23 protein-coding genes are annotated in these 24,839 nt (G+C 57.2%); 19 read left to right on the top strand and 4 right to left on the bottom strand.

The genetic code is table 11. The features are described from left to right. Positions 1-44: 44 nt before the first annotated feature. The 13 genes from AC5FXY_RS10080 to AC5FXY_RS10020 all read left to right on the top strand — a co-directional run bounded on the left by AC5FXY_RS10080 (position 45) and on the right by AC5FXY_RS10020 (position 14,139). A complete protein-coding gene (locus tag AC5FXY_RS10080; protein WP_493556542.1) occupies positions 45-728 on the top strand; it encodes a uracil-DNA glycosylase family protein in 684 nt (227 codons plus the stop codon). Positions 729-836: 108 nt separating this feature from the next. Then, positions 837-1,940: a Nif3-like dinuclear metal center hexameric protein gene (locus AC5FXY_RS10075; RefSeq protein ID WP_493556541.1), complete on the top strand. Its 1,104-nt coding sequence runs from the start codon at positions 837-839 to the stop codon at positions 1,938-1,940. After that, positions 1,930-2,676 carry a zinc ribbon domain-containing protein gene (locus tag AC5FXY_RS10070; RefSeq protein WP_493556540.1) on the top strand — a complete coding sequence of 249 codons (747 nt, stop codon included), beginning with the start codon at positions 1,930-1,932 and terminating at the stop codon, positions 2,674-2,676. The genes AC5FXY_RS10075 and AC5FXY_RS10070 overlap by 11 nt, the downstream gene beginning before the upstream one ends. Before the next feature lie 65 nt (positions 2,677-2,741). Then, positions 2,742-4,310: a tetratricopeptide repeat protein gene (locus AC5FXY_RS10065; RefSeq protein ID WP_493556539.1), complete on the top strand. Its 1,569-nt coding sequence runs from the start codon at positions 2,742-2,744 to the stop codon at positions 4,308-4,310. After that, on the top strand, positions 4,310-5,575 hold the full coding sequence (locus AC5FXY_RS10060) for an anthranilate synthase component I family protein (protein WP_493556538.1): 1,266 nt from the start codon (positions 4,310-4,312) through the stop codon (positions 5,573-5,575). The genes AC5FXY_RS10065 and AC5FXY_RS10060 overlap by 1 nt, the downstream gene beginning before the upstream one ends. A gap of 141 nt (positions 5,576-5,716) precedes the next feature. Beyond that, complete coding sequence (gene miaB / locus AC5FXY_RS10055; RefSeq protein ID WP_493556537.1) at positions 5,717-7,159, top strand: tRNA (N6-isopentenyl adenosine(37)-C2)-methylthiotransferase MiaB; 1,443 nt, start codon at positions 5,717-5,719, stop codon at positions 7,157-7,159. A 185-nt stretch (positions 7,160-7,344) separates the two neighbouring features. Next, entirely contained in the window at positions 7,345-8,652 is a 1,308-nt protein-coding gene (locus AC5FXY_RS10050; protein ID WP_493556536.1) for a sigma-54 interaction domain-containing protein, read from the top strand. Beyond that, a complete protein-coding gene (locus tag AC5FXY_RS10045) occupies positions 8,639-9,187 on the top strand; it encodes an LptE family protein (RefSeq protein WP_493556535.1) in 549 nt (182 codons plus the stop codon). Before AC5FXY_RS10050 ends, AC5FXY_RS10045 begins: the two co-directional genes overlap by 14 nt. A 144-nt stretch (positions 9,188-9,331) precedes the next feature. Further along, the gene (locus AC5FXY_RS10040) at positions 9,332-10,903 is read left to right on the top strand and encodes a DUF8458 domain-containing protein (RefSeq protein WP_493556534.1); all 1,572 of its coding nucleotides are present in this window, start codon (positions 9,332-9,334) and stop codon (positions 10,901-10,903) included. After that, a complete protein-coding gene (secG, locus tag AC5FXY_RS10035) occupies positions 10,904-11,326 on the top strand; it encodes a preprotein translocase subunit SecG (protein WP_493556533.1) in 423 nt (140 codons plus the stop codon). 294 nt (positions 11,327-11,620) lie between these two features. Further along, positions 11,621-11,908 carry a co-chaperone GroES gene (groES, locus tag AC5FXY_RS10030; protein ID WP_493556532.1) on the top strand — a complete coding sequence of 96 codons (288 nt, stop codon included), beginning with the start codon at positions 11,621-11,623 and terminating at the stop codon, positions 11,906-11,908. A 35-nt stretch (positions 11,909-11,943) separates the two neighbouring features. Further along, on the top strand, positions 11,944-13,587 hold the full coding sequence (groL, locus tag AC5FXY_RS10025; protein WP_493556531.1) for a chaperonin GroEL: 1,644 nt from the start codon (positions 11,944-11,946) through the stop codon (positions 13,585-13,587). A gap of 156 nt (positions 13,588-13,743) precedes the next feature. Then, positions 13,744-14,139: a hypothetical protein gene (locus AC5FXY_RS10020; RefSeq protein ID WP_493556530.1), complete on the top strand. Its 396-nt coding sequence runs from the start codon at positions 13,744-13,746 to the stop codon at positions 14,137-14,139. Between the two features lie 86 nt (positions 14,140-14,225). Here the strand turns inward: AC5FXY_RS10020 and AC5FXY_RS10015 are convergent, their stop codons facing one another. After that, on the bottom strand, positions 14,226-15,644 hold the full coding sequence (locus AC5FXY_RS10015) for a peptide MFS transporter (protein WP_493556529.1): 1,419 nt from the start codon (positions 15,642-15,644) through the stop codon (positions 14,226-14,228). Between the two features lie 286 nt (positions 15,645-15,930). Between AC5FXY_RS10015 and pckA the strand changes: the two genes are divergently transcribed. Beyond that, a complete protein-coding gene (pckA, locus tag AC5FXY_RS10010) occupies positions 15,931-17,532 on the top strand; it encodes a phosphoenolpyruvate carboxykinase (ATP) (RefSeq protein ID WP_493556528.1) in 1,602 nt (533 codons plus the stop codon). A gap of 66 nt (positions 17,533-17,598) precedes the next feature. Here the strand turns inward: pckA and AC5FXY_RS10005 are convergent, their stop codons facing one another. Both AC5FXY_RS10005 and AC5FXY_RS10000 read right to left on the bottom strand, forming a co-directional pair. Continuing rightward, the gene (locus AC5FXY_RS10005; protein WP_493556527.1) at positions 17,599-18,573 is read right to left on the bottom strand and encodes a phosphatidylglycerol lysyltransferase domain-containing protein; all 975 of its coding nucleotides are present in this window, start codon (positions 18,571-18,573) and stop codon (positions 17,599-17,601) included. A 129-nt stretch (positions 18,574-18,702) separates the two neighbouring features. Next, entirely contained in the window at positions 18,703-19,653 is a 951-nt protein-coding gene (locus AC5FXY_RS10000; RefSeq protein ID WP_493556526.1) for an NmrA/HSCARG family protein, read from the bottom strand. Positions 19,654-19,955: 302 nt separating this feature from the next. On the opposite strand from AC5FXY_RS10000, the gene AC5FXY_RS09995 reads away from it, so the two are divergent. Next, positions 19,956-20,492, top strand: a complete 537-nt coding sequence (locus AC5FXY_RS09995) for an SRPBCC family protein (RefSeq protein WP_493556525.1) — start codon at positions 19,956-19,958, stop codon at positions 20,490-20,492. 80 nt (positions 20,493-20,572) lie between these two features. On the opposite strand, the gene AC5FXY_RS09990 is transcribed toward AC5FXY_RS09995, so the two are convergent. Continuing rightward, a complete protein-coding gene (locus AC5FXY_RS09990) occupies positions 20,573-21,742 on the bottom strand; it encodes an SDR family oxidoreductase (protein ID WP_493556524.1) in 1,170 nt (389 codons plus the stop codon). 226 nt (positions 21,743-21,968) lie between these two features. Here AC5FXY_RS09990 and AC5FXY_RS09985 point away from each other — a divergent pair, with 226 nt between their 5' ends. The 4 genes from AC5FXY_RS09985 (at position 21,969) to AC5FXY_RS09970 (ending at position 24,826) form a co-directional block, all read left to right on the top strand. Further along, positions 21,969-22,754 (top strand): S1/P1 nuclease, encoded by a 786-nt coding sequence (locus tag AC5FXY_RS09985; RefSeq protein ID WP_493556523.1) that lies wholly within the window; start codon positions 21,969-21,971, stop codon positions 22,752-22,754. 98 nt (positions 22,755-22,852) lie between these two features. Further along, entirely contained in the window at positions 22,853-23,107 is a 255-nt protein-coding gene (locus AC5FXY_RS09980; protein ID WP_493556522.1) for a hypothetical protein, read from the top strand. Between the two features lie 242 nt (positions 23,108-23,349). Continuing rightward, positions 23,350-24,063: a 16S rRNA (uracil(1498)-N(3))-methyltransferase gene (locus AC5FXY_RS09975; RefSeq protein WP_493556521.1), complete on the top strand. Its 714-nt coding sequence runs from the start codon at positions 23,350-23,352 to the stop codon at positions 24,061-24,063. A 91-nt stretch (positions 24,064-24,154) separates the two neighbouring features. Next, positions 24,155-24,826 carry a DUF4159 domain-containing protein gene (locus AC5FXY_RS09970; protein WP_493556520.1) on the top strand — a complete coding sequence of 224 codons (672 nt, stop codon included), beginning with the start codon at positions 24,155-24,157 and terminating at the stop codon, positions 24,824-24,826. The last annotated feature ends 13 nt before the right edge of the window (positions 24,827-24,839 follow it).

Here is a 24,839-nt window from a genome sequence, read left to right as displayed (position 1 = left end):
CACGGCCCGGCCGCTTCCACCTTGGCTACGTATGGAATTTGCACATGAGCCCTCCCAATACCTTCGCCGACCGCCTGCTGCCCTTCCTCACCGGCTTCCCCGCCTCGCCACCGCTGCCCGATAGCGTCGAGGCCGTAAATCCGTACTGCCAAAGCCCGGCGCAGGAGCTGCTAACCCGTTTTGCGCAGCGCTTTTACGCTGACAACCAGTCACGCGTGGCATTGCTGGGCATCAACCCTGGGCGGTTCGGCGGCGGCACTACCGGCGTGGCTTTTACCGATCCAGCCGCGCTGCAGACGCACTGCGGCATTGCGCACGAGTTGTCGAGCCGTGGAGAGGTCTCCAGCCAATTCGTGTACAAGGTGGTCGATAATTTGGGCGGTGCAGCCTCATTTTACCAACACTTTTATCTCGGCTCGCTTTATCCGTTGGTGTTGACGCGCAGCGGACTAAACTACAATTACTACGATGCCCCGGCCTTGACGCAGGCCCTCTGGCCTCATATCCGGCAGGCTGTAGAGCATCAGGTAGCCTTGGGGCTACGCCGCGACGTGGTGGTAAGCCTTGGCCGCCGCAACGGCGACTATTTAAATTTGCTTAATAAAGAGCTGAACTTGTTTGAGCGCATTATCATTTTGGACCACCCTCGCTACCTCATGCAGTACAAGCGTCGGGAGGTACCGGAGTATGCGGCTCGGTATGCCCAAGTGCTCGGGGAGCTGATTTAAGGTGGCTCACGTTGGCTTAGCCCGTTGAAGGCACAGAGCGCAGCGCCTTCCGTGCAACCTTCTGCGGCTTCTGCGAGCTAAAAACCGTCCGAACCCTACCTTCGCCACATGTCCGTCACCGTTCAAGACCTTACCCGCGCCCTTGAGGCTTGGGCACCGCTGCCCTACCAGGAAAGTTATGACAACGCCGGCCTGCAGTGCGGCGACCCACAAATGCCCGTCAAAGGCGTGCTGATTGCCCTGGACTGCACCCCGAGCATTATCGACGAGGCTGTGCGCCGTGGCTGCAATGTGATAGTGGTGCATCACCCCGTCATATTTCAGCCACTGAAGCGCCTCACAGGCTCCAACGAAGTGGAGCGCACTATTATGCGGGCCCTGCGTCTGGACGTAGCCGTGTACGCTGCGCACACCAACCTCGACAACGTTCGGCACGGCGTCAGCCACAAGCTGTGCCAGAAGTTGGGCCTGAACAATACTCGCGTGCTCGACCCCAAAAGTGGTTTGCTTGGCAAGCTGGCCGTATTCACACCGCCCGAATACGCAGAGGCCGTCAAACGCGCCATGTACGACGCCGGGGCCGGCCATATTGGGCAGTACCGCGATTGTAGCTTCCAGGTGGCTGGCCAGGGCACCTTCACGCCCGGCGCCGACGCCAACCCCTTCGCCGGCGAACCGGGTAAACACGAAACGGCCGCCGAGCTGCGCGTGGAGGTGCTGTTGCCCCTGCACCGGCAGCACCAAATAATTCAAGCTATGCGCCGGGCGCACCCATACGAAGAAGTAGCTTACGACCTTGTCAAGCTCGAAAACCAGCACCAGGACGTGGGCTCGGGCATGATTGGCGAGTTGCCAGAGCCACTGCCCGCTAAAGAGTTTCTGCGCCTGCTGCGCGAACGGCTGCAGGTGCCGGTGGTAAAGCACACCGAATTCCAAACCGAAATTCACAAAGTAGCTGTTTGCGGTGGGGCTGGCTCCTTTCTGACGAAGAAAGCCGTGGCCGCTGGTGCCGATGCTTACGTCACCGGCGACATCAAATACCACGAATTTTTCGCTCCCGAAGGCCGCCTTTTGCTCTGCGACGTGGGTCACTACGAAAGCGAACAATATACAAGTGAGTTGTTCCGGGAATTGCTTACCGAGAAATTTGCGCGTACTTTTGCGGTCTTGTTAGCAGAGACCCCCACGAACCCTGTTCGCTATGATTTCTAACTCCGCTTCGGACATCACCGTAGCCAGTAAGCTGGAAGCCCTTCTCAACCTGCAGCGCATCGATTCGCAACTCGATGAAATCCGGCGCGTACGCGGCGACTTGCCCGAAGAAGTTCGCGACCTGGAAGATGAAATTGCCGGGTACGAGGTGCGCGTGGCGAAATTCGACGAAGAAGTTGCCGCTCTTAACGAGCAGATCAAAGCCCGCAAGCAAGCCGCCAAGGATGCTGAAGCGCTGATCCGCCGCTACGAAGACCAGCAGCAGAACGTTCGCAACAACCGCGAGTACGAGGCCATCGGCAAGGAAATGGAGCTGCAAAAGCTCGAAATCCAGATTTCGGAGAAGAAAATCCGCGAGGCCCAGTACCAGATCGACCAGAAAAACCAGGAGATCAGCGGCACCAAGCAGCGCCTCGACGAGCGTCGCAAGGACCTCATCAACAAGCAGGCTGAGCTGCAGGTAATTGTGGGTGAGAGCGAGGCCGATGAGCAGAAGCTCATGACCGAGCGCGACACCGCCGCCCAGCCCGTAGAGGATCGACTGCTGTCGGCTTACACCCGCATCCGCGGCAATGCCCGCAACGGCCTCGCCGTGGTAATGGTGAAGCGCGACGCCTGCGGCGGCTGCTTCAACACGGTGCCTCCACAGCGCCAGGCCGACATCATCGCTCACAAGAAAATCATCGTGTGTGAGCACTGCGGCCGTATCTTAGCCGACGTAGAAAGCCGGGCTTAACCGCTTCAATTTGATTTCAGGAAAAGGAACGGCCTTAGTGTCGTTCCTTTTTTGTTATTATGCCCATGTGGATTGTTGCCGAGTTGCGCTGTGGGGTGAGTATGGTTGCGCTGATCGTGGCTATGCTGCTGGTACCTGCCATGCTGGGCACCAGTGCTACTTCGGCTACGCACCGCGCTGTTTCGCAGGAAGATCCAGGCAGTCAGCTTCCTGGCGAAGCCGCCAACAGCCCCGATCAGCTTTCCGCCGCTGCCCGCCGGGCTTACGCTGAACTCACCAAACTGCGCACGGCGTCGGCCCGCGCCATTATTGCGCCGGAGCTGCGCGCCCAGCCGCGAAGTGCCGGCGCATTGCTGGTCGACGAAGGCATTGCCTTTACGGAACTCATTGTCAGCCAGGACCCGGCCCGTTACGATGGCCTGATAGCTACGCAAGACCGCTACCTTAAAACCCTGGGAGAGCTACCCCGCTCGGCCCTGCGTGATTATGCCCTGGCCGAAGTGCGGCTGCACCAAGCAGCCTCTCAGGTGATGTTTGACCACGAGTTCCAAGGCGCTTGGAGCCTGCGGCAAGCGTACCTGCAGGTACAACAGAACGCCAAACGCTGGCCGGCTTATTTGCCTACCCAAAAAACGTTGGGGTTGTGTCAGTTTCTGATTGGCTCGGTACCGGAAGGCTACCGGTGGTTTCTCAACCTGCTCGGCTTGCCTGGTAATACCAATACCGGTCTGCAGCACCTGCGCGCGGCCGCGCTCCGCCCCCACGACTTCCAGCTGGAGTCGCAGATTCTGCTGGCTCTCATTCGTCAGACCTACTACAGCGCCAGTGGGGAAGCCGTAGCCCTCTCCGACCGCCTGCTGCGCGAACAGCCCGACAACCTGCTTTTCAGCTACTTGGCCATGTCGATTCATAAAAAGCAGCACCACGCCGATAAAGCACTGGCAGCTTACCGCGCCCGCCCCACCGGTACGGCTTACCTGCCGGCGCCTTACCTCCATCACATGGCGGCCGATCTGTTGCTGTATCAAGGTCAATATGCCGCTTCCGTCAAGACCAATCAGCAGTTTATCAGCGAATACCGCGGCGTGCACTACCGAAAAGACGCGTGGTTTAAAATGTACCTTGCCCACTGGCTTAATGGTGACCAAGCCGCCGCTGAGCGTTGCCGGCAGCAGATAAACGCTGGTGGTCAGACAGTGGTTGAGGAAGATAGGTATGCCCAGCGTTTCGTCGACGACAAGACGCCGCTCAACCGCTACCTCACTCAGGCCCGCCTGCAGCTTGATGGCGGCTATTACCGCCAGGCCCTGACTACGCTTACTTATTTCCGTGCCAGCAGCAATACGCCGCTACGCGACCAGCTGGAAGAGCCTTACCGCCGGGCCCGCGCCTATCACGGTCTCGGGCAGATCGATTCAGCCCGGCTGTTTTACGCCCGTACTATCGCGCTCAGCGGCTCGGCGCCTTACTACTTTGCCCCGCAATCGGCACTGCAGCTTGGGTACTTTTACCAAGAAACCGGGCAACTCGCACAGGCCAAAGCGTATTTTCAAAAAGCCTTGAGCTACAGCAAACACGAATACAAAACCAGCACCGACGCTAAAGCAAAAGTGGCACTGGCCAGCTTAAAATAATGCCCACGCCTGCCTTTTCCCCAGCCCAGGCTTTGCGCTGGGCAGCCCAGTTTCCGTATTGTGCCTATTTCGTGCCCACCGCTGATACCGCCTGCGCGGGCGGCGCTTTTGAGCACGTGCTGGCCGTGAGCACGCAATCTACTGCTGGACCTGCATCCTTGGCAGAGCTGGATACCTGGCTGCAGCAGCAAGTTGCCGACGCCCCGCGTTGCGGCTTACTGACCTACGACCTCAAGAACGAGGTCGAGCCGCTGCTCCACAGCCGCCACCCAGATGGACTACAGTGGCCACTGCTGCACTTTTTTCTGCCTGACAAGTGGCTGCGCTGGCGTCCCGATGGAACTACAGAAACGCACGGCCTGACCGCAGCCGATTATGCGGCTATCGAGCTGCCCTTGCCTGGCCCGTCGCGGCTTGCCCCGCTACCGCCGCTGCGGCCCCGTCTACCCAAGGCCGATTATTTAAAGGCCGTAGAGTTCGTTCGGGAGGACATCCTTAATGGCGAAGTATACGAGCTCAACCTCTGTCAGGAATTCTACGCCGAGGGTGTTGACATTGACCCGGTCAATTTGCTTGATCGACTGCTAACAGCCTCGCCTACACCCTTCGCCGGCTTTTACAAGTGGCAAGACCGCTACCTACTTTGCGCCTCACCCGAACGGTTTATCCGCCGCGAAGGCGACCAGCTGCTCTCTCAGCCGATAAAAGGCACCATCCGGCGCGGTACTACCGCTGCCGATGATGAAGCCCGCCGTCAGCAACTACTACACGACGAGAAGGAACGCGCCGAAAACCTGATGATTGTGGACCTAGTGCGCAATGACCTCGCTCGCGTGAGCCAGCCAGGCACAGTTCGCGTGCCTGAATTGTTTGGCTTATACCCGTTTCGGCACGTTTGGCAAATGATTTCGACGGTGCAAAGTCAGCTGCAGCTTGGCACCTCGCTGGCCGACGTGTTGCGCGCCACTTTTCCCATGGGCTCCATGACTGGTGCCCCCAAGGTGCGCGCCATGCAATTGATCGAGCAGTACGAGCGGACCCGTCGCGGCTTGTACAGCGGCTCTATCGGCTACCTCTGGCCCTCCGGTGACTTTGATTTCAACGTCGTTATTCGCTCGCTACAGTACCGCGCCAGCACTGGTTACCTGAGTTTTCAGGTCGGCTCGGCCATTACCTACGACTCCGACCCGGAACGCGAATACGATGAGTGCCTGTTGAAAGCCAAAGCGTTGCTGGAAGTGCTGGAAACCGGAGTTGTTGAATGATTATACGCCTACACGGTTGATTTTACAAAACGATCAGCCACCTAAGCGTTTAGCCCTTCATCCCTTTGAAAGCTCTGCCAAACTGTCATTTCTCATTGGCAAGCCGTACCTTTGCCTTCCTTCTGTTGAAACTTCGAGGCCATGTCTCAACCCATCATTACGCTTGATTTCCTAGATAAGGCCGCCGCTCCTAGCACCGCTGAGCAGCTTCCCGCCGATGTGCGCGTGACCGAACCGACCCATACGGGTCGGCAGCGTCGGCTTTACATCGAGAGCTACGGCTGCCAGATGAACTTCTCCGATTCTGAAATCGTATCTAGCATCCTTTACGACGAGGGTTTTGATACGACCAATGAGTTGGCCGAAGCGGATTTGGTACTGCTCAACACCTGCTCCATCCGGGAGAAGGCCGAAATCACGGTGCGTCAGCGCCTTAAGGAGATTAACGCGCACAAGCGCAAGCGTCCAGGTCTGCTAGTGGGAGTGCTGGGCTGCATGGCCGAGCGCCTGAAAAGCAAGTTTCTGGAGGAAGAGCAAATTGTGGACCTCGTAGTAGGCCCCGATGCGTACCGCGACCTGCCCCGTCTGATCAAAGAGGTAGATACCGGCCAACGCTCCGTGAACGTGCTGCTGAGTCGCGAGGAAACCTACGCCGATATCACGCCGGTGCGCTTGAACTCCAATGGGGTCTCAGCCTTCATCAGCATCATGCGCGGCTGCGACAATATGTGCTCCTTCTGCGTGGTGCCTTTCACCCGCGGGCGCGAACGGAGCCGAGATGCGCATAGTATCGTGCGCGAAGCAGAAGACCTCTTCAACAAAGGCTTTAAGGAAGTCACGCTACTGGGCCAGAACGTAGACAGTTATAAGTGGCAGTCCGAGGATGGAGTGGAGTTCGTAAACTTCGCCCAACTGCTGGAGCGCGTAGCCCTGGTAAGCCCCGAATTGCGCATCCGTTTCTCTACTTCGCACCCCAAGGACATCACCGATGAGGTGCTGCACACCATGGCCAAGTACGACAACGTGTGCAACTACATTCACTTACCGGCGCAAAGCGGAAACTCGCGCGTGCTCCAGTTGATGAACCGCACCTACGACCGGGAGTGGTATCTCGACCGCGTAGCTGCCATCCGGCGCATCTTGGGCGAAGACTGCGGCATTTCCACCGACATAATTGCCGGATTCTGCACCGAAACCGAAGAGGAGCACCAGGAGACCCTGAGTTTGATGGACCATGTGAAGTACGACATGGCCTATATGTTCTTCTACTCAGAACGCCCCGGCACACTGGCCGCCCGCAAGCTGGCAGACGATATTCCGCTGGACGTAAAAAAGCGTCGGTTGGCCGAAATCATTGAGCGTCAGCAGCAGCACAGCCTGATCCGCAGCCAGATGGGCGTCGGCAAAGTGCACCGTGTGTTGGTGGAGAACGTGTCGAAACGCAGCACCGAGCACCTGAGCGGCCGCAACGACCAGAACAAGGTTGTCATCTTCCCGCGCAAGCACTACCAAAAAGGTGATTACGTGAATGTATTCGTGACCGAATGCACTAGTACTACTCTGCTGGGCGAATCAGTAGAGTAGTAATTACGCTCCTGTCATCCTTGCAGAGGCCAAGAGCCCGGATGCGTTGAATTGTTGAAGTTTGATACTCAACGCCCAACGTATTTAATCTCTTTGGTCTCCGCCCCAGGATGACAGTTGTTTTTGGCGCGGCATAAAATATTTGTTGCCGCTTTTCGTCTACTCTACGAAAACCACCCCCGCACTTGACCCCTTCCGAAATACAAAGCATTAAGCAGCGCTTTGGCATCATTGGCAATGCCCCGACGCTGAATCACGCCATTCAAGTGGCGGCTCAGGTGGCCCCTACCGACATGACCGTGCTTATCACGGGTGAAAGCGGCTCGGGCAAGGAATCATTTTCGAAGATCATTCATGCCCTGTCGCCACGCAAACACGGGCAGTTTATCGCTGTGAACTGCGGTGCTATTCCCGAAGGAACCATTGATTCTGAGCTGTTTGGCCACGAGAAAGGCTCTTTCACGGGTGCGACGGAAGCTCGAAAAGGCTACTTTGAGGTAACCAACGGCGGCACCATTTTCCTCGACGAAATCGGGGAAATGCCACTGGGTACGCAGGCTCGCCTGCTGCGCGTGCTCGAAAACGGCGAGTTCATCCGCGTTGGCTCCTCGAAGGTGCAGAAAACCGACGTGCGCGTGGTAGCCGCTACCAACGTGAACTTGCTCAACGCCGTGGGCGAAGGTCGGTTTCGCGAAGACCTGTACTACCGCCTCAACACCGTACCCATCACGGTACCGCCCTTGCGCGAACGGGGCGACGATATTTACCTGCTGTTCCGCAAGTTTGCCACCGACTTTGCGGAGCGCTACCGCGTGAAGCCCATCACACTTTCGTTTGAGGCTGTGCAGGAGCTGCAGCGCTTTCGCTTTCCCGGCAACATTCGTCAGCTCAAGAACATAGCCGAACAAATCTCGGTGCTAGAAACTGACCGCGAAGTAGATGTGCGCCGCCTGCGCCAGTACTTGCCGCAGGATCAGAGTTCTAACCTGCCGATGCTGCTGGGCGCCACCGCCGATGGTACCGCGCCCCAAGGCGTGTCGGAGCGTGACCTGCTGTACAAGGTGCTCTTTGACATGCGCCGCGACATGACCGATCTGAAGCGACTGGTGCTGGAAATTGCCGCTGGTTCGGCCCGCGGCGACGGCAGTCAAGCGCAGGAACTAGTTCGGCAGAACAGCCACCTTTTCAGCAGCTTGAGCGTCGCACCTTATGAAGGAGGCGGCCGTCTGGCCCGTCCGACCGAGCCCGCCGATTCATTTATCATCGACACCCAAGCCTCTGCCGACTACGACGAAGAGGAAGACGAAGTGCAGCGTGTAGAGGACATTACGCACGAAACCGAGGAAGAAAGCCTCTCGCTGGAAGCCAAGGAAAAGGAGATGATCATCAAAGCGTTGAAAAAGCACCACAACAAGCGTAAGTACGCGGCTCAGGACCTGGGCATCTCGGAACGCACGCTGTACCGCAAACTCAAGCAGTATGATTTGGAATAAGTTAACCAGCGCCCAGAGCTTAGGGTTGTGGCTGGCACTCCTGCTGAGCATGCTGCCGCTGGCGGGCTGCGGCATCTATTCCTTTACCGGCACGACCATCGACCCGGCCGTTTACAAGACGATTTCGGTGGCGCAGTTTCAGAACAATGCGGCCAATGGGCCTTCATTTCTGTCGCAGCGCTTTACGGAGGACATCAAGGATTACTTCCAGCGCAACACCACATTAAAAGTGGTACAGCGCGACGGAGACCTGCAATTTGAAGGGCAGATCATTGCTTACGATTTCGCTCCCGCCGCTATTCAAAGCCAGGATGGGCGTGACCAAGCTGGTATCAACCGCCTGACCATTCAGATTCGGGTCCGATTCACCAATACCAAGGACCCCAAGCAGGACTTTGAGCAGACCTTTCAGAGCAACGCCGACTTTGCGGCTACCGAGAATGTAGCCAGCATCGTCAATGACCCGGTAGCCAACCGCCGCATTACCGACCGCATTATCACCGACGTGTTCAACAAGTCGGTAGCGAACTGGTAAGAATGGGCCAAGGCTGTGGTTAAATGGCTAAATTGCTGTATTGTTGCGACCCCGCAACGGGTTTGTTTTCTGATTATTTAAGCCACTGATCTTCGATAACTTTGGTTCTCAGTCAGTTCGCTTCCCACTCCTGTTTTTTCGCCGATGACCCGCGCTTCGCTGCTTAATATCCTGGACCACGTGACCGGCATTTCGGAGGCCGAAGTCCGGGAATTGGAGCAGCTCGCGGCGGCATTCCCCTACTGTCAAACGGCGCACTTGCTGCTCGCCAAAGCAGCACACGACCGCGGCAGCATGCTCGCCAGCCAGCGCCTGCGCCGCGCCGCCACCTACGCTGCTGACCGCGAATTACTGCGCCGCCTGATCGAAATGCCCGTGCCGGTTGCCGCCTCGGCAATTACTTTTGAGGCCGGCACTGCGGTGCCATCGGCGCTAGCCTTTCCCCAGGAAGAGCCTGTAGCTCCTGCGGCGGGTTCTGATTTCCTTACAGACCCAGCGGAGGTTATCGAGCCCGCTCCGCTTGATAATTCAACCGTTGATGCGGCTGAATCTGTTATCGGCGATACCCAATCAGAAGCCGATGTGGCCGCAGCAGAGCAGCCCGAGCCCAACCACGAGGCGCCCACGGCACCTGCCGATGAGCCGTTGGTTTCGGAACTGCCCGACGAGCTAGCGGAAGATGCAGCTTCCTCTTCAGAGACTGACCCGGCCTTCGCAGACCATCCGACGATAGAGGAAGCCCCGGTAGGCACTTATGCTGAGGAATCAGCAGTGGACGACGCGTTTCCCGATGAAGCTGACATTGAATCAGATAATGGCGAAGCATTCCGCTCCACAACGCATATTCCGTCGGAGGAAGAAAGTGAGCTTGCCGAAACAGCTGCAGAGGCTCCGACTTCGGAAGTATCGGAAGTAGACGTAGTTACAGCAGAGCAAGCGGACAACGATGCAGTTGGAGAGCTACTGCCAGAGACAGTAGAAGCCGATACAGCAACTGGCACTGCTCCGCAGGCAGAGTTGGTATCGGAGCCCATCGCCGCCGAAGAACCGGTTGCTCCCGTTGCGCTGGTCGCAGCAGAAGAAGTTGCTTATGCTGCGGAGGAACTGCCGGCCGTCGCTCCGCCCATCCGTCCGCCGGTAGAAGCTGGTAGCTCCCGTTTCGAGTTTGGCTTGGCCGAAGCCCGGATTCCTTCTCCAGTATACCAGCTACCGGGCCTCAATGATGATCAAGCCGAAAATGCGTTGGACTCTATTCCGCCATTTCAAGCCGACGAACACCTGGCTTACGCACTATCGGCAGGCAGCCGCTTGGGCTATTGCCTGACCCAGCGCGAAGCACCACTGACGCACAACTTGCCCGTAGCCAGTTTGTGGCATCCGGATGCCGTAATGCTGCGCCATATCGTCGACCACAAACCGGCAACGCCTCCCCCGCCCACCTCTATCGCCCTGATCGACAAGTTTCTGCGGGCCCAGCCCCGGATCAAAAATGCGGCGTCACGGGCTGTAGCGCCTGAAGCTCCACAGACCGATTTGTCGGTGCGCAGCACCAGCGCACCACCTAGTCTGGCCTCCGAAAGTCTTGCCAAAATCATGGTAAAACAGGGCAAAAAGGCTCGGGCAATTGAAATTTACGAGCAGCTAATGCAGCGCCAACCGGAAAAAAAGGCGTATTTTGCCGCTCAAATTGACTTACTGAACCAACAGACGGAGTAGATGTACACCGCTATTATTGTCCTTGCCCTCTTCGTATGCCTCCTGCTAGCCCTTGTGGTGCTGGCTCAAAACTCGAAGGGCGGCGGATTGGCCGGCGGCTTCTCGGCCGGCGGTACCGCTCAGCTCATGGGCGTAAAACGCACCGGCGACCTACTGGAGCGCCTGACCTGGGGCTTTGCTATTGCCTTGATCGTGTTGTCGCTCGGCTCGCACGTAGTGCTGAGCGGTGAAAGCGCCGGTCCGATGCGCAGCGTAAACCAGCAAAAAGCTTTGGAGACGCGTTTGCCCGCCGCGCCCATCACTACGCCAGGTGCACCCGCTCCTGGTGGAGCCGGCACTGCGGCACCCGCTACGGCTCCAGCCCAGCAAACGCCCGCCCCAGCAGCTCCTGCTCAGCAGCCCGCTCCGGCCCAGGGCCAGTAATAATCCTGTTCGGAACGGCCTTACCACCGGCGGCTTTTCGCACTAGCGAAAAGCCGCCGGTGGCTTTTTCGAGGGTTTAGTTTTCTATACTTGCGGCCACTGAGTCTGCCATCACTCTGCCAACTCTGTCAGGGAGCGGTGCCATTTATCCGGCAAAAAGTTCCTAGAGGCGTTCATTCTGTCAGTTTTTGGCACTCTTGCCTAGGCTGGCACAAGAAGTGCCCACGGGCTGCCGACTCTTCTTAAGTCGCTTTTCCTTTTTTGTCATCATACCGTTCAAACCCAAACCAGCAGATGGCTATTAGCATCAAACCGCTGGCCGACCGCGTGATTATCGCACCGGCCGCTGCCGAAGAAAAAACCAAATCTGGCATCATCATCCCCGACACGGCCAAAGAGAAGCCGCAGCGTGGTGAAGTGGTAGCCGTAGGCGCTGGCAAAACCGAAAATGGCACGCTAGTTAAGCCGCAGGTATCGGTAGGCGACCAGGTGCTGTACGGCAAGTATGCCGGCACCGAAATTACCGTCGACGGTCAGGACTACCTCATCATGAAGGAGTCGGACATCTTCGCCATTCTGTAAGTTTTACCTCAGACCAAACATCGTAGCACAGCCCTATGGCAGCTAAAATCGTTCAATTCGACATCGAAGGCCGCAACAAGCTGGTGGCCGGCGTAGATAAACTGGCTAACGCCGTAAAGGTGACCCTGGGCCCGAAAGGCCGCAACGTGGTTATCGACAAGAAATTCGGCGCGCCCACCATCACCAAAGACGGTGTGACGGTAGCCAAAGAAATTGAGCTGAAAGACCCGGTTGAAAACATGGGCGCTCAGCTGGTAAAGGAAGTAGCTTCCAAAACCGCTGACCAAGCCGGCGACGGCACCACTACCGCTACTGTACTGGCCCAGGCCATCTACCGCGCCGGCCTGAAGAACGTGGCTGCTGGTGCCAACCCAATGGACCTGAAGCGTGGCATCGACAAGGCAGTACACGCCGTAGTGGCCAACCTGAAGGCTCAGTCGAAGAAGATTGAAAACTCGTCGGAAATTGCCCAAGTAGGCACCATTTCGGCCAACAACGACGCGGAAATCGGCCAGATGATTGCCGATGCCATGGACAAAGTGGGCAAAGAAGGCGTCATCACCGTAGAGGAAGCTCGCGGCACCGAAACCGAAGTTAAAACGGTAGAAGGCATGCAGTTCGACCGCGGCTACCTCTCCCCTTACTTCGTGACCAACGCGGAGAAAATGGAAGTGGAGCTCGACTCGCCTTTCATCCTGATCTACGACAAGAAAGTAAGCACCATGAAGGAGCTCCTGCCCGTGCTGGAGCAAGTGGTGCAGACGGGCAAGCCCCTGCTCATCATTGCTGAAGACGTAGACGGCGAGGCCCTGGCTACGCTGGTAGTAAACAAGCTGCGCGGCTCGCTGAAGATTGCTGCCGTAAAGGCTCCGGGCTTCGGCGACCGTCGCAAGGCTATGCTGGAAGACATTGCAGCTCTGACGGGCGGCACTGTTATCAGCGAAGAGCGCGGCTACAAGCTGGACAACGCTACCCTCGACTACCTCGGCCAAGCTGAGAAGATCATCGTTGACAAGGACAACACGACCATCGTAAATGGTCGCGGCGGCAAAGAAGAAATTCAGGCTCGCGTAGGTCAGATCAAAGCTCAGATCGAAACCACCACGTCGGACTACGACAAGGAGAAGCTACAGGAGCGTCTGGCCAAGCTGTCGGGCGGCGTAGCTATCCTCTACATCGGTGCTTCGACTGAAGTAGAGATGAAAGAGAAGAAAGACCGCGTAGACGATGCCCTGCACGCTACCCGCGCCGCCGTTGAGGAAGGTGTGGTACCCGGCGGTGGCGTAGCCCTCGTACGCGCCTTGGATTCGTTGGAAGCCGTTGACACCATCAACAGTGACGAGCGTACCGGCGTAAACATCATCCGCACGGCGCTGGAAGCTCCCCTGCGCACCATCGTGGCCAACGCTGGTGGCGAAGGCTCGGTAGTGGTACAGAAAGTGCGTGACGGCAAAGGTGACTTCGGTTACAACGCCCGCGAAGACCGTTACGAGAACCTGATGGCCGCTGGAATCATCGACCCGACCAAGGTAACCCGTCTGGCCCTCGAAAACGCGGCCTCTATCGCCGGCCTGCTGCTTACGACTGAATGCGTGATTTCGGAAGAAGCCGAAGAAGAGAAAGCCGGTGCCGGCGCTGCTGGCATGGGCGGCATGGGTGGCATGGGCGGCATGATGTAATCAGCCCGCCTGAGCTAACCGCTCTGGTAAGAAAAGCCCCGCTGGACTTGGTCCGGCGGGGCTTTTTGTTGTGGCCCTGAAATACTGCTCAGGGCAGCACCGCTAAGGTGTCTCAGTATTAGCTTGCTTGCGTAAAGACATTACCAGTCCACAGCTATGTCTGAGCTACTTCTCTACGCCTGCGGTGCCTACAATTTGCTGTTTTTCGTTTTCCACGCCATGTTCTGGCGCTTGTTTGGTTGGCGAAAGCAACTGCAAAAGATCAAACCGGTCAACCGGGGCATCATGCAGATCCTGAACCTGCGGCTGATGTACGTGTTTCTGGTCTTTGCCGCGCTGTGCTTCTTTTTCCCGACCGCGCTGACGACACCCGGAATCGGGCGTTTTCTACTAGTTAGCATGATTCTGTTCTGGCTCGGCCGGTTGATTGAGCAGTTCATTTTTCTGCGCATTCGCCACCGTATGGTGCATGTACTAACGGCTGGCTTCTTCTTTGGCTCAGTGTTGCACAGCTTGCCGCTGCTGCTGAGCATGCTGGCCGAGAAACAGTAGGCCCTGGCACTCTCCAGGTGCTTTCAACGAAACAGCCCCGCCGGATACATCCGGCGGGGCTGTTTCGTTGTTAGTGCTATCGATGCTTAGCCGCGGCCGTGCATCATGTGGAACAGCTTCTTGGAAATGGCAATCAGCACGAGACCAGCCAGGATTACAAAGCCGGCAATCAGACCGAATACCTTCAAGGCACCCAATTCTTCCACGTAAGCGGCGATGTAGCCACCGGCAATCTGGGCCACGAAAGGCGCCAAAAACCACACGCCCATGAGCATAGACGTGAGGGCCACCGGCGACAGACGCGACACCATCGAGAGGCCGATGGGCGACAAACACAGCTCGCCGATGGTGTGGAAGAAATAGGTAGCAAGTAGCCATAGGATGCTGGCTTTGATGGTGGTGTCTTGTACGTCGCCACCACGCTGCATTACAGCGCCTACCATGAACAGGAAGCCCGCACCCAGCAAGATCATGCCTAGGCCCATTTTAACGGGAATGCTGAGGTCCTTGCCCTTGCGACCCAGGCTCAACCAAATGCCAGCCGTAACCGGCGCAAAAGCCACGATAAACAGCGGGTTTACCGACTGGAACCACGAAGTTGGGATAGTCCAGCCAAATACTTCGCGGTCGATGTAGCTATCAGTATACAAGGTGAGCGACGAACCGGCCTGCTCGAAGCCGGCCCAGAAGAACACCACGAAAATCGTGATGATGAAAATCACGGCCATACGGTCGGTTTCTTCCTTCGTCAGCGGGACTTTTTCAACTTTCTTGTTGTCGGCACCTTGGCCTTCGGGGTACAGCCCCACGTCGCCGAGCAGTTTCTTACCGAGCAGGTTAAAGGCCAACTGACCTAGGATCATGCCGATACCGGCAGCCAAGAAGCCGTAGCGGAAGCCGTAGCTGGTGATGGCGCCGGCAGCATCTTTAGTAGCAAACAGGTCTTCGGCAAGGTAGCCGCACACCAGCGGAGCGAAGAATGCGCCCACGTTGATGCCCATGTAGAAGATTGTAAAGGCAGCATCGCGCTTCGGGTCGCCCTGCTGGTAAAGCTTACCAACGATGGTCGAAATATTCGGTTTAAAGAAGCCATTGCCGATGATTAGCAACAGCAGACCTAGCGCTGTAGGCCAAGGCATGCCAAAAACAGCCGCTTCGGTGGATAAGCCCGGCTGCATAAACAGGCAAAGCTGGGCAATAGCCATGGTGATGCCACCAATAAGAATAGCTCGGCGCTGACCAATGAACTTGTCGGCGATGTAACCGCCGATGATGGGCGTGAAGTACACAAAGCCCGTGAAGTAGCCATAAATGAGCGTGGCGCTGGCACTAGGAATGCCCAAACCGCCTTGAACGGCCGTTTTGGTGAGGTACAGTACCAGCAAACCGCGCATGCCGTAGTAGCTGAACCGTTCCCACATTTCGGTGAAAAACAGCAGATACAGGCCGGGCGGGTGCTTGGTGCTCGTCGGGGTCGGCGGCGCCTGAGCAGTTGCTACTTGCATGAGTGCGTGGGGGATAAAGATTGGTGAGGAATGGTGGAAGAAACAAAAAAGCCCGGCAGCAGCTATATACAGCTGGGGGCTTACGGGTAAATCTAACAAATTTTCCCAACTGAATAGGGCCTCCTGGCGTAAATGCGCCCGCCCCGAGACCCTCATGCGAATCTGGCTGCCTAGAGCCGGCGGTTCGGATTTTCGCCTATTTTTGTCTCAACATTCTCCCATTCCCACCTTTTTCTTACCCATTTTCTCTGCGTTTATGATGGAAACCTCTGCTTCCACCGCCGCAATGAACCGTCTCAAACCGCTAGGCATCAGCCAAGCCAAAGAGGTGTGCCTGAACCTGACGCCTGCTGAACTAGTAGAAGAGGCGCTCAAAAACGGTGAAGGCACGCTGACCGATACGGGCGCGCTGATGGCCGACACGGGCAAGTTCACTGGCCGCTCGCCCAAGGACCGTTTCGTTGTGAAGGACGAAAATACCGCCGACTCCGTTTGGTGGGGCGACATCAACATTCCGTTTGACGCGCAGAAATTCGATCAGCTGCACGAGAAAATGGTGGCCTACCTGGCCGACAAGAAGATCTACGTACGTGACGCCTACGCCGGCGCCCACCCCGATTACCAGCTGAAGCTGCGCGTGGTGAACGAAATGGCCTGGCACAACCTGTTCTGCTACAACATGTTCCTGCGCCCCGAAGCAGGCGCTGACACCAGCTGGACACCCGACTTCTCCATTATCTGCGCCCCCGGCTTCGAGGCTGACCCCGCCGTAGACGGTACCCGCCAGAGCAACTTTGCCATCCTGAACTTTACCAAGAAGATGATTCTGATTGGGGGCACGGGCTATGCCGGCGAAATGAAGAAGGGCATCTTCGGGGTGCTGAATTACCTGCTGCCGCACGAGAAAAACACGCTGTCGATGCACTGCTCGGCCAACGTGGGCAAGGACGGCGACACGGCCATCTTCTTTGGCCTGTCGGGCACGGGCAAAACGACTCTGTCGGCTGACCCGAACCGTGGCCTGATCGGCGACGATGAGCACGGCTGGATGCCGGGCGAAGACGGCATCTTCAACTTCGAAGGTGGCTGCTACGCCAAGGTTATCGACCTGAGCCGCGAGAAGGAGCCCGAAATCTGGGATGCCATTAAGTTCGGCTCGATCGTAGAAAACACGCGCTTCATCCCCGGCACGCACACCGTGGATTACGCCAATAAGTCGGTAACGGAAAACACCCGCACCGCCTACCCCATCAACTACATCAACAACGCTATCGAGCCTTCGGTGGCTGGCGTTCCGAAAAACATCTTCTTCCTGACGGCCGACGCCTTCGGCGTGATTCCGCCCATCAGCAAGCTGGATAAGTCGCACGCCATGTACCACTTTATGTCGGGCTACACCGCCAAGGTGGCCGGTACGGAAATGGGCGTAACGGAGCCGCAGACTACGTTCTCGGCATGCTTCGGCCAAGTGTTCCTGCCCCTGCACCCCACCAAGTACGCCGAGATGCTGGGCCAGAAAATGGAAGAGCACTCTGACGTAAATGTGTGGCTGATCAATACGGGCTGGACTGGTGGTTCGTACGGCGTGGGCTCGCGCATGAAGCTCAGCTACACCCGCGCTATGATTACGGCTGCCCTGAATGGCGAGCTAAACGACGTAGAGTTTGTGAAGCACCCCATCTTCGGCGTGGAAGTTCCGGCATCGGTGCCGAACGTGCCCAACGAAATCCTCGACCCGCGCAATACCTGGGAGGACAAAGAGGCTTACGACAAGACGGCCGCTTCGCTAGCGGAGAAATTCGTAGCCAACTTCCAGAAGTTTGCCGATTTCGCTAGCGAAGAAATCATGGCTGGCGCTCCGAAAGTAGAGGCTGTGGCCAACGCTTAAGAGCCCAACATAAGAAGCAAAAAGGCCCCGCCGGCATGCCGGCGGGGCCTTTTTTATAGCCTAGAGTCAAAGAATATTATTGGCGCGGGCCAGCCTGACTAGCGGCACCAGCGGTAGTCGGTGTGGGGCAGCCAGGTAGCGGTACATATCAGTACCAGCAAACTCAAACTTGTTTCGCGACAGGTTGGTGAGCGGGTGAAACCGGTCTATCAGGCGGAAGGTGGTGTCGCGGCAGTAGTCGTACACGCGGGAGGCGGGCAGCGGTTGGGCATCGGTGCCGGCAAAGCCGATGCAGCCGCCCAAGGACAGGCACGAGTGCCCTTCGGCCCGAAGCAATTCCACCAGCATGGCCACGACGGAAAGAAACACGCCCCAAATTTTGGTAGGCCCCAGCCGGAACTGGTGGAGTTGGTAGCCTTTTAGCTTACCGCCTTCGTACCAAGGGTCAAGCACCAGAAAGCCAATGGGCTTGCTTTCCGGCCCTGCCAGGATGGAGAAAAAGCGTACATCGGGCTCCTGCGCAAACTTCATGGCGCGCGAGATGAATCCTATTTCCTTTTTGGAGGGAGAAAGACTGATGAATTGCTCGTTGATCTGCTGCAACTGAGTTAATTCTTCGGCCCCCGTCTGCGACAAATTCCGCTCCAGCAGTTCCAGCTTGGCTTTACGCGCCTTCTTCAAAGCGCCCTGAATAGCTGGGGAGAACGAGGACTGATCGGTCAGGTCGATGCAACGCTCTACCCCAATGCGTACGAACCGCATGCGCCGCCGGGGCACCCGGGCCAACGCGGTAGCGCCTGCCTCGCTCAGGTACCCAAAAACGCTGTTGGGATGCGCTTTGAGAAAATCGGCCAGCACCTCTCCCACTTTGGCAGGGTCGGCAATGGGGTCACCGAGCACGACATTACCCGCCAGCGCCCGCCGATACGTCAGGTAACCGTGCGGATGATCATAGTAATGTAGCTTAGGCTGGAGGGTAGCGTAGGCGTTGGGGTCGGCCGCCCAACGCCGAAGTTTGTCCAGACGTTCTTGCTCGATCATAATTCGTCAGTAATTAATCAACTAATATAGCTGTGACGCTCCTTGGCTGGTGCAGCAAGCTCGGCTCCTTAAGAAAAAAGTACTGGCCGGATGCTTCTAATGCGAAGAACACCCGGCCGTCACCAGCATTCATTGCAAGGGCAGCAATTGGGCATTCTTGGTGAGCCAAGCGTCAAAGGATTGCAGCGAAGGATTTAGCTCTTTGGAGAGTTGAACATCACGCGACTGCAGGCACACTTCGGCGAAATCGCGCTGAAACTGGAACATGTTGCCCAGATCTTCGGCGCCCGGAAAACCAAAGCTACGATAGGCATCCGGTGTTACTTCGTTGTAGCTCACAGATTTGCCCAATGCTTTGGTAAGCGAATCGGCCATTTGTTGAAAGGAAAGCTGTTCACCGGCAATGCCTACCGTTTTGCCAATCATGGCTGCTCCCTTTTTAAAAATGCCGTAGGCGCACTTGCCGATGTCTTCCGCGGCTATGCTTGATAGCTTCTTGTCGCCGAAAGGGAAGGTAATGGCCAAGGAGCCGTCCGGCCCAGGTTTCGGGCCCAGCCCGAAGTAAATCAGGTTCTCCCAATAAAAGGAGGTCAGCAGGAAGGTGGTGGGCACGCCGGCTTCGGTAAAGTAGCGGTTGGCTTCGCCTTTGGCATCGGTATGCGGGACTTTGTACTTGCCCATGAGGGTGGGCATGCGGTCGTCACTAAGCGGCACCCATTGGCGGGAGTCTTCCAGCGTCGACCAGATAACATGCTGCAAACCGGCTTCTTTTGCGGCCGCTGCCATGTTCCGTACTTCTTCGTCTTCGCGCTCGGGCGAGAAATGCTCCCAGAAAAACGTCAAGAAGAAGGCTCCGTAAGCGCCCGCCAAAGCCAGCTGCATACTTTGCGGATCATCGATATCGGCGGCTACCATCTCGGCACCCATCTGAGCCAGGGCCTGCGCCTTCTCGGAGTTTGGGTTGCGCGTGACGGCCCGCACGGTAAATTCACTGTTGGGGTCATGTAGAATGGCGCGGGCAAGGCCGCCGCCCTGGGCGCCGGTAGCCCCAAACACGACAATGATTTTTTTGTCTGACATGGCTTTGAGTTTACTGTCAAGCAATTAGCAATGCCTGAAGGTATAGCCCCTTGCCAAGATCAGGTATAGCATATAATGGGGATGCTACCGAAGGGTTCAGTATAGTCTTAGGTTTATGGTGCGGGTTTTCAACGATGCTGGTGCAGTAAATCCAGACTCAGTGCGCCAGGTGCTTCTGACGGCTGTCACATCATTGTGCGGTTGATGCTACAGCACTCGTCAACCACCTTTGTCAGCATCATAGATAGTTCTGGCGCCTTTTCTGCCGGCTCCCTTCCCTTTCCCGATGTGTACTTACCGCCATGCAGCCAGCTTTTCCTACTAGTCCGATTGTCACCGTCAAGCGGCGCATCATTATTCGGACACCCATTGCCGAGGCATTTGCCTTTGGGGCCGACCTACGTAACGATGCCCGATGGCGCGCGGAAATAAATCATACCGAACTCGATACCCCGAGTCCGGCAGTAGGAACCATTGCGGTAGAAGACGCTTATTTATCGGCTAAATTTCCCCACGCACTTACCCACTTGGGGTACGTGGCCTACGAGCCCGACCACTACATGCGCTGCACTGCCGTAGCCGCTAGCTCAACCTGGACAGATGTAGAGCGCTCCTTCCGCTCGCTTGGCCCACAACTCACGGAATTTACCTACAGCTTGCAGTTTGAGCAGCTCGTGGTGCAACGGGCCTTGGGTTTTGCGCCGCCGCTATGGTTTCTGCGCTGGTACAGCAGCTGGATGATGGGGCGGTACATGCGCCGGCTGAAGCACCTGTTGGAAAACGCCCCTGCCCGGGCATATTCAGAAGTCACCCAAGTGTCTCTAACGCAACATGCATGAACGCTGCTTCTTCATGCTCCTAAAGCACGAAAGGGCGGCTCCCGGATCGGGAGCCGCCCTTTCGTGGCGCGCTGACGAGCTTATGGCAGGTCGTCGCGGCGGGTTTGAGAGTAGCGGTGGTCATAGCCGGCGGTGGTAATGGGATCTTGCCGCTTGGCCGCATCATCTTGCCACGGCGCAGTGCCAGCTTCCCCTTGGCCATTAGCGTCGTAGCTGTGGGGCGCGTAGGTATTGTTGCGCTGACGCGTTTTGCTTAGCCAAGTAGCCAGCGCCAGGCCAGCGCCTACCGCCAATGCGGTTTTGAGCACCGGGCTCTTGCTGGTGACGGCCTCGGTGTAGTAGCTGGTTTCGCGGGTATGGCCGGGGTAATTGCCCCGCTCCTGCAGCTCGCCCATGGGACGGTCGAGCGCATTCTGCTTGATGGGCCGCGGCGGGGAATCGGCTTTTTCCTGATGGACAAAGGACGTCTCCATGAATTTATCGTAGAGTTCAGGCGTCCAGCGCTGCATACCGATAAAGGCGCGGCCACCACCTCCCACCACAACGCTGCGCTCGGGCGTGGCGCAAGCGTGCAGGATGGCTTTGGCTACCGTTTCGGGGGCGTAGGCAGGTGGAGCGTGTTTGGCTTCGCGCTCCATATAGTTCTTGGCATGCACAGGATATGGCGTGTCGATAGCGGCGGGCTGAATGAGCGTCACCGAAATAGGAGCCTCATCCATCTCCAGCTCCATGCGCAAGCCGTCTGTAAAGCCTTTCACGGCGTGCTTGCTGGCCGAGTAGATGGTTTGCAAAATGGCCGTAACGTCAGACAAGATGCTGCCCACGTTGATAATGGCCCCACCCCGCGCTTTGAGGTGCTTTGCAGCTTCCAAGGAACCGTTGACCAAGCCCCAAAAATTAACCTCAAACAGCTGACGCATGTCGTTTATAGGCACTTCCTCCACCTTACCGTAGATGCTCACGCCGGCATTGTTGATCCAAGTGTCGAAGCCGCCGAACGAGGCCTGCGCCTTTTGCGCAATGGCTTGCGCCGCATTTGGTTGGCTTACGTCAATGGCCAAGTACGTTGCCTGGCCCCCGCTTTGGGTGATTTCGTCGACGAGGTGCCGCAGTGCTTCTTCGCTGCGGGCCACCAGCACCAGCTTAGCGCCCTTTTTGGCCGCCATACGGGCCGTCACCAGCCCGATACCCGACGAAGCCCCGGTGATGACAATAACTTGCTCGCTCAGTTTTTTTAGTTTGAGTGCCATTAGATGTGGGTTTAATAATGCGGTATCCTTTTTCGTACGGCTCCAGTCAGTTTGTGATTCAAAAATTCCACCTTCGGAACCGCTGATTCTCAGCCAGAAGCTTCTTTCCGCACGCTCACGCTGGCATTTGCGTGCAACGGGTGCCAGAAAAGCGCGTGTTTTGCAACTCCATTAGCGGCTGCTTAGCGCAGCCGCACCTTTCCGCCCCGTCCTAGCTGCCATTCCCATGCGCTCCTTGCTCCTTTCCTTTTTCGCCCTCTTACTTATTGCGCCGCTACACCTGTGGGCCTGGGGCGGCGAAGGGCACCGCACCGTCGGGCTGATTGCCGAACAGCGCCTCTCGCGCAAAGCCAAGCGGGAAATCCGTCAGTTGCTCGGCAACACCAACCTAGCCGATGTATCTACTTGGGCCGACGAAGTCCGTAACTCCCCTGAGTACAAACACACGGCCCCCTGGCACTTCGTCAACCAGCCCCTCGGCCTCGATTACGCAGCTTACACCCAGCAGCTCAAGGCTAAAACCGAGCAAAACGCCTACCAGGCTCTCAACGACAACCTGCGCCTGCTCGCCGACAGGCAGCAGCCCCGCGAAAAACGCCTAGAGGCGCTGAAGTTCGTGGTGCACATCGTCGGCGACGTGCACCAGCCCATGCACATCAGCCGGGCTGAGGACAAGGGCGGAAACGACATCAAGCTGCGCTACCAGGACCACGACTCCAACCTGCACCGCGTGTGGGACAGCGAAATGATTCGGCAGCAAGGCCAGACGCCCGACCAGATGGCTACCGCCTACGGCCGCCCCGAGCGCCGTGACGCCAAGCAGTGGCGCCGCTCCAGCATCGAGCAGTGGCTGTTCGAGTCGTACCAGCTCAGCGAGAAGCTGTACGCCGAAGCCCAGGCCGGCAGTGAGTTATCCGACGCGTACTATGCCGCCAACATCAAAACGGTGCAGTTGCGCATGCAACAGGGCGGCGTCCGGCTGGCCGAGGTGCTGAATAAGGCGCTGAAGTAAGCTACTGAATGTTTTTTTAGTTTTCGAAGACCGGGATGGTTCCTTGTGCTCAGGGTTACAGTTCCGGTCTTCGCGTTGTTCTCGCTGCTGAATCAAATATGTCACAAGTTGAACCTGATCTGCCGGATGAAATAACCGCAGTTGCGAACGAGTTCTGCCGATCGGTTTTGCTCAACAGCTGTGTTGAAAGCTATGGCATTTGGCACCAGATTCCCTTCATTCAATTCAGAACGGACGAAGGCGAAGACCCTTGGCTAAGCTTGGATACGCACTTGACGTTAGAGCCTTATCAAAAACCTGCAGGTTTGTCTGTTGAAGAGCTTTTACTTCTTTTTATGCATCAGATTAACTGACTGCAAGTAGTGGAAGTACGATGCTCTGCTGAAGCTGATTTAGTTATACAGTTCGCTAATAATCAAATTTTAACGGTTACTGGCACCTCATCAGCCTCGCAAACGGTTGAGCCATGGCAGCTCAGCAACGGGGTACCTGTCAACGAAGGAGGACGGTTGCTGGTCGCGCATTCAGGCGGGGGCTTTGCCATCTGGCAGTAATGTTTATATACCTAGCCTACTGAGAATCTACCTTTGCCTTCATGCCTCACACCTTCTACGCTCCCGACCTCGCCGGCCTCACCTACACCCTACCCGAAGACGAAAGCAAGCATGCCATCCGCGTGCTGCGCTTGCGCCAGGGCGAGGCCGTGGAGCTGATCAACGGCCGGGGTGGCGTATTCCAGGCCGAGGTAGCCGGCGATAACCCCAAGCGGTGCCAGCTCCGCATAGTGCAGGAGCAGCAGGTGCCGCGACGTCCGTATTTCGTGCACGTGGCCGTAGCGCCCACCAAAAACCTGGACCGCATGGAGTGGCTGGTGGAGAAGGCCACCGAAATCGGCATCGACCGGCTGAGCTTCCTGCGCTGCGCCCGCTCCGAGCGCCGCGACCTGAAGCTGGACCGGCTGGAGCGTATTGCTGTCAGTGCCTTGAAGCAATCGGGGCAGGCTTGGCTGCCGCAGTTGGATGAACTGACCGAATTCGCGGCTTTTGTCCGGACGCTGGCGCCCGAAAATGCGTTTATTGCCCACCTGGCCGAAGGCGCGCGAACGGAACTGGCTCAAGTGGCGGCGGCCGGCGCTGGCTGCTGCATCCTCATCGGTCCGGAAGGTGACTTTACCCCGGACGAAATCGAGCTGGCACTTGGCCGGGGCGTTCGGCCCGTAGCGCTGGGCCAGACGCGGCTGCGCACCGAAACCGCCGCCCTGGCGGCTTGCCATACGGTGCATGTGGCCCGGGAATTAGTGCAGCGCTAAGTTTGTCGTTAGCGTATGCTGGGAGGTGTAAACCACCCGAGCTTGATTTGCGGAGCGGCGCCCATCCGCGACCTTTTTTGATTAGTACTCTATGAAAGTAATCCTGCGCCTGTTGTGCCTGCTGATGTTGTTCCTGCCCATTACGGCAGCCCGTCCGGCGGCACCTTATAGCTTCCAGATTGCGCGCCTGCAGTACGGCGGCGGTGGCGACTGGTACGGCAACAAGACCTCCCTACCCAACCTCATCCGCTTCTGCAACCAAGCCCTGAAGACTAATATCGCCCCGGAAGAAGCCGTGGTGGAAACCGGCTCAGCCGAATTGCTGCAGTATCCCTTTGTGCACATGACCGGCCATGGCAATGTCACCTTCACTGACGCCGAAGCCAAAAATCTGCGCCGCTACCTTACCGGTGGCGGCTTCCTGCACATCGACGATAACTACGGGCTGGACAAGTACATCCGTCCGGAGATGAAAAAAGTATTTCCCGAGCTGGACTTTGTCGAGCTACCTTTCACCCACCCCATCTACCACCAGAAGTTTCCGTTCCCAAAGGGCTTACCAAAAATTCACGAGCACGATGGCAAACGCCCTCAAGGCTTTGGCATCATCTACAAAGGCCGCTTGGTGTGCTTTTACACTTATGAATGCGATCTTGGGAACGGCTGGGAAGACCCAGAAATTTACAAGGACCCCATCGAAAAGCACGAAGCCGCGCTCCGCATGGGCGCCAATCTGCTGGCCTACGCGCTGACGCAGGAATAGCTCCGGCTTGTTG

Source organism: Hymenobacter sp. FMD4 (genome assembly GCF_058932745.1).
The sequence above is the reverse complement of the archived record's forward strand: the minus strand, read 5'-3'. Positions and strand labels throughout refer to the sequence as shown.

Coding starts and splice junctions, on each gene's coding strand:
- AC5FXY_RS10080 (WP_493556542.1), top strand. CDS start 45: ATGAGCCCTCCCAATACCTTCGCCGACCGCCTGCTGCCCTTCCTCACC.
- AC5FXY_RS10075 (WP_493556541.1), top strand. CDS start 837: ATGTCCGTCACCGTTCAAGACCTTACCCGCGCCCTTGAGGCTTGGGCA.
- AC5FXY_RS10070 (WP_493556540.1), top strand. CDS start 1,930: ATGATTTCTAACTCCGCTTCGGACATCACCGTAGCCAGTAAGCTGGAA.
- AC5FXY_RS10065 (WP_493556539.1), top strand. CDS start 2,742: ATGTGGATTGTTGCCGAGTTGCGCTGTGGGGTGAGTATGGTTGCGCTG.
- AC5FXY_RS10060 (WP_493556538.1), top strand. CDS start 4,310: ATGCCCACGCCTGCCTTTTCCCCAGCCCAGGCTTTGCGCTGGGCAGCC.
- miaB (WP_493556537.1), top strand. CDS start 5,717: ATGTCTCAACCCATCATTACGCTTGATTTCCTAGATAAGGCCGCCGCT.
- AC5FXY_RS10045 (WP_493556535.1), top strand. CDS start 8,639: ATGATTTGGAATAAGTTAACCAGCGCCCAGAGCTTAGGGTTGTGGCTG.
- AC5FXY_RS10040 (WP_493556534.1), top strand. CDS start 9,332: ATGACCCGCGCTTCGCTGCTTAATATCCTGGACCACGTGACCGGCATT.
- secG (WP_493556533.1), top strand. CDS start 10,904: ATGTACACCGCTATTATTGTCCTTGCCCTCTTCGTATGCCTCCTGCTA.
- groES (WP_493556532.1), top strand. CDS start 11,621: ATGGCTATTAGCATCAAACCGCTGGCCGACCGCGTGATTATCGCACCG.
- groL (WP_493556531.1), top strand. CDS start 11,944: ATGGCAGCTAAAATCGTTCAATTCGACATCGAAGGCCGCAACAAGCTG.
- AC5FXY_RS10020 (WP_493556530.1), top strand. CDS start 13,744: ATGTCTGAGCTACTTCTCTACGCCTGCGGTGCCTACAATTTGCTGTTT.
- AC5FXY_RS10015 (WP_493556529.1), bottom strand. CDS start 15,644: ATGCAAGTAGCAACTGCTCAGGCGCCGCCGACCCCGACGAGCACCAAG.
- pckA (WP_493556528.1), top strand. CDS start 15,931: ATGAACCGTCTCAAACCGCTAGGCATCAGCCAAGCCAAAGAGGTGTGC.
- AC5FXY_RS10005 (WP_493556527.1), bottom strand. CDS start 18,573: ATGATCGAGCAAGAACGTCTGGACAAACTTCGGCGTTGGGCGGCCGAC.
- AC5FXY_RS10000 (WP_493556526.1), bottom strand. CDS start 19,653: ATGTCAGACAAAAAAATCATTGTCGTGTTTGGGGCTACCGGCGCCCAG.
- AC5FXY_RS09995 (WP_493556525.1), top strand. CDS start 19,956: ATGCAGCCAGCTTTTCCTACTAGTCCGATTGTCACCGTCAAGCGGCGC.
- AC5FXY_RS09990 (WP_493556524.1), bottom strand. CDS start 21,742: ATGGCACTCAAACTAAAAAAACTGAGCGAGCAAGTTATTGTCATCACC.
- AC5FXY_RS09985 (WP_493556523.1), top strand. CDS start 21,969: ATGCGCTCCTTGCTCCTTTCCTTTTTCGCCCTCTTACTTATTGCGCCG.
- AC5FXY_RS09980 (WP_493556522.1), top strand. CDS start 22,853: ATGTCACAAGTTGAACCTGATCTGCCGGATGAAATAACCGCAGTTGCG.
- AC5FXY_RS09975 (WP_493556521.1), top strand. CDS start 23,350: ATGCCTCACACCTTCTACGCTCCCGACCTCGCCGGCCTCACCTACACC.
- AC5FXY_RS09970 (WP_493556520.1), top strand. CDS start 24,155: ATGAAAGTAATCCTGCGCCTGTTGTGCCTGCTGATGTTGTTCCTGCCC.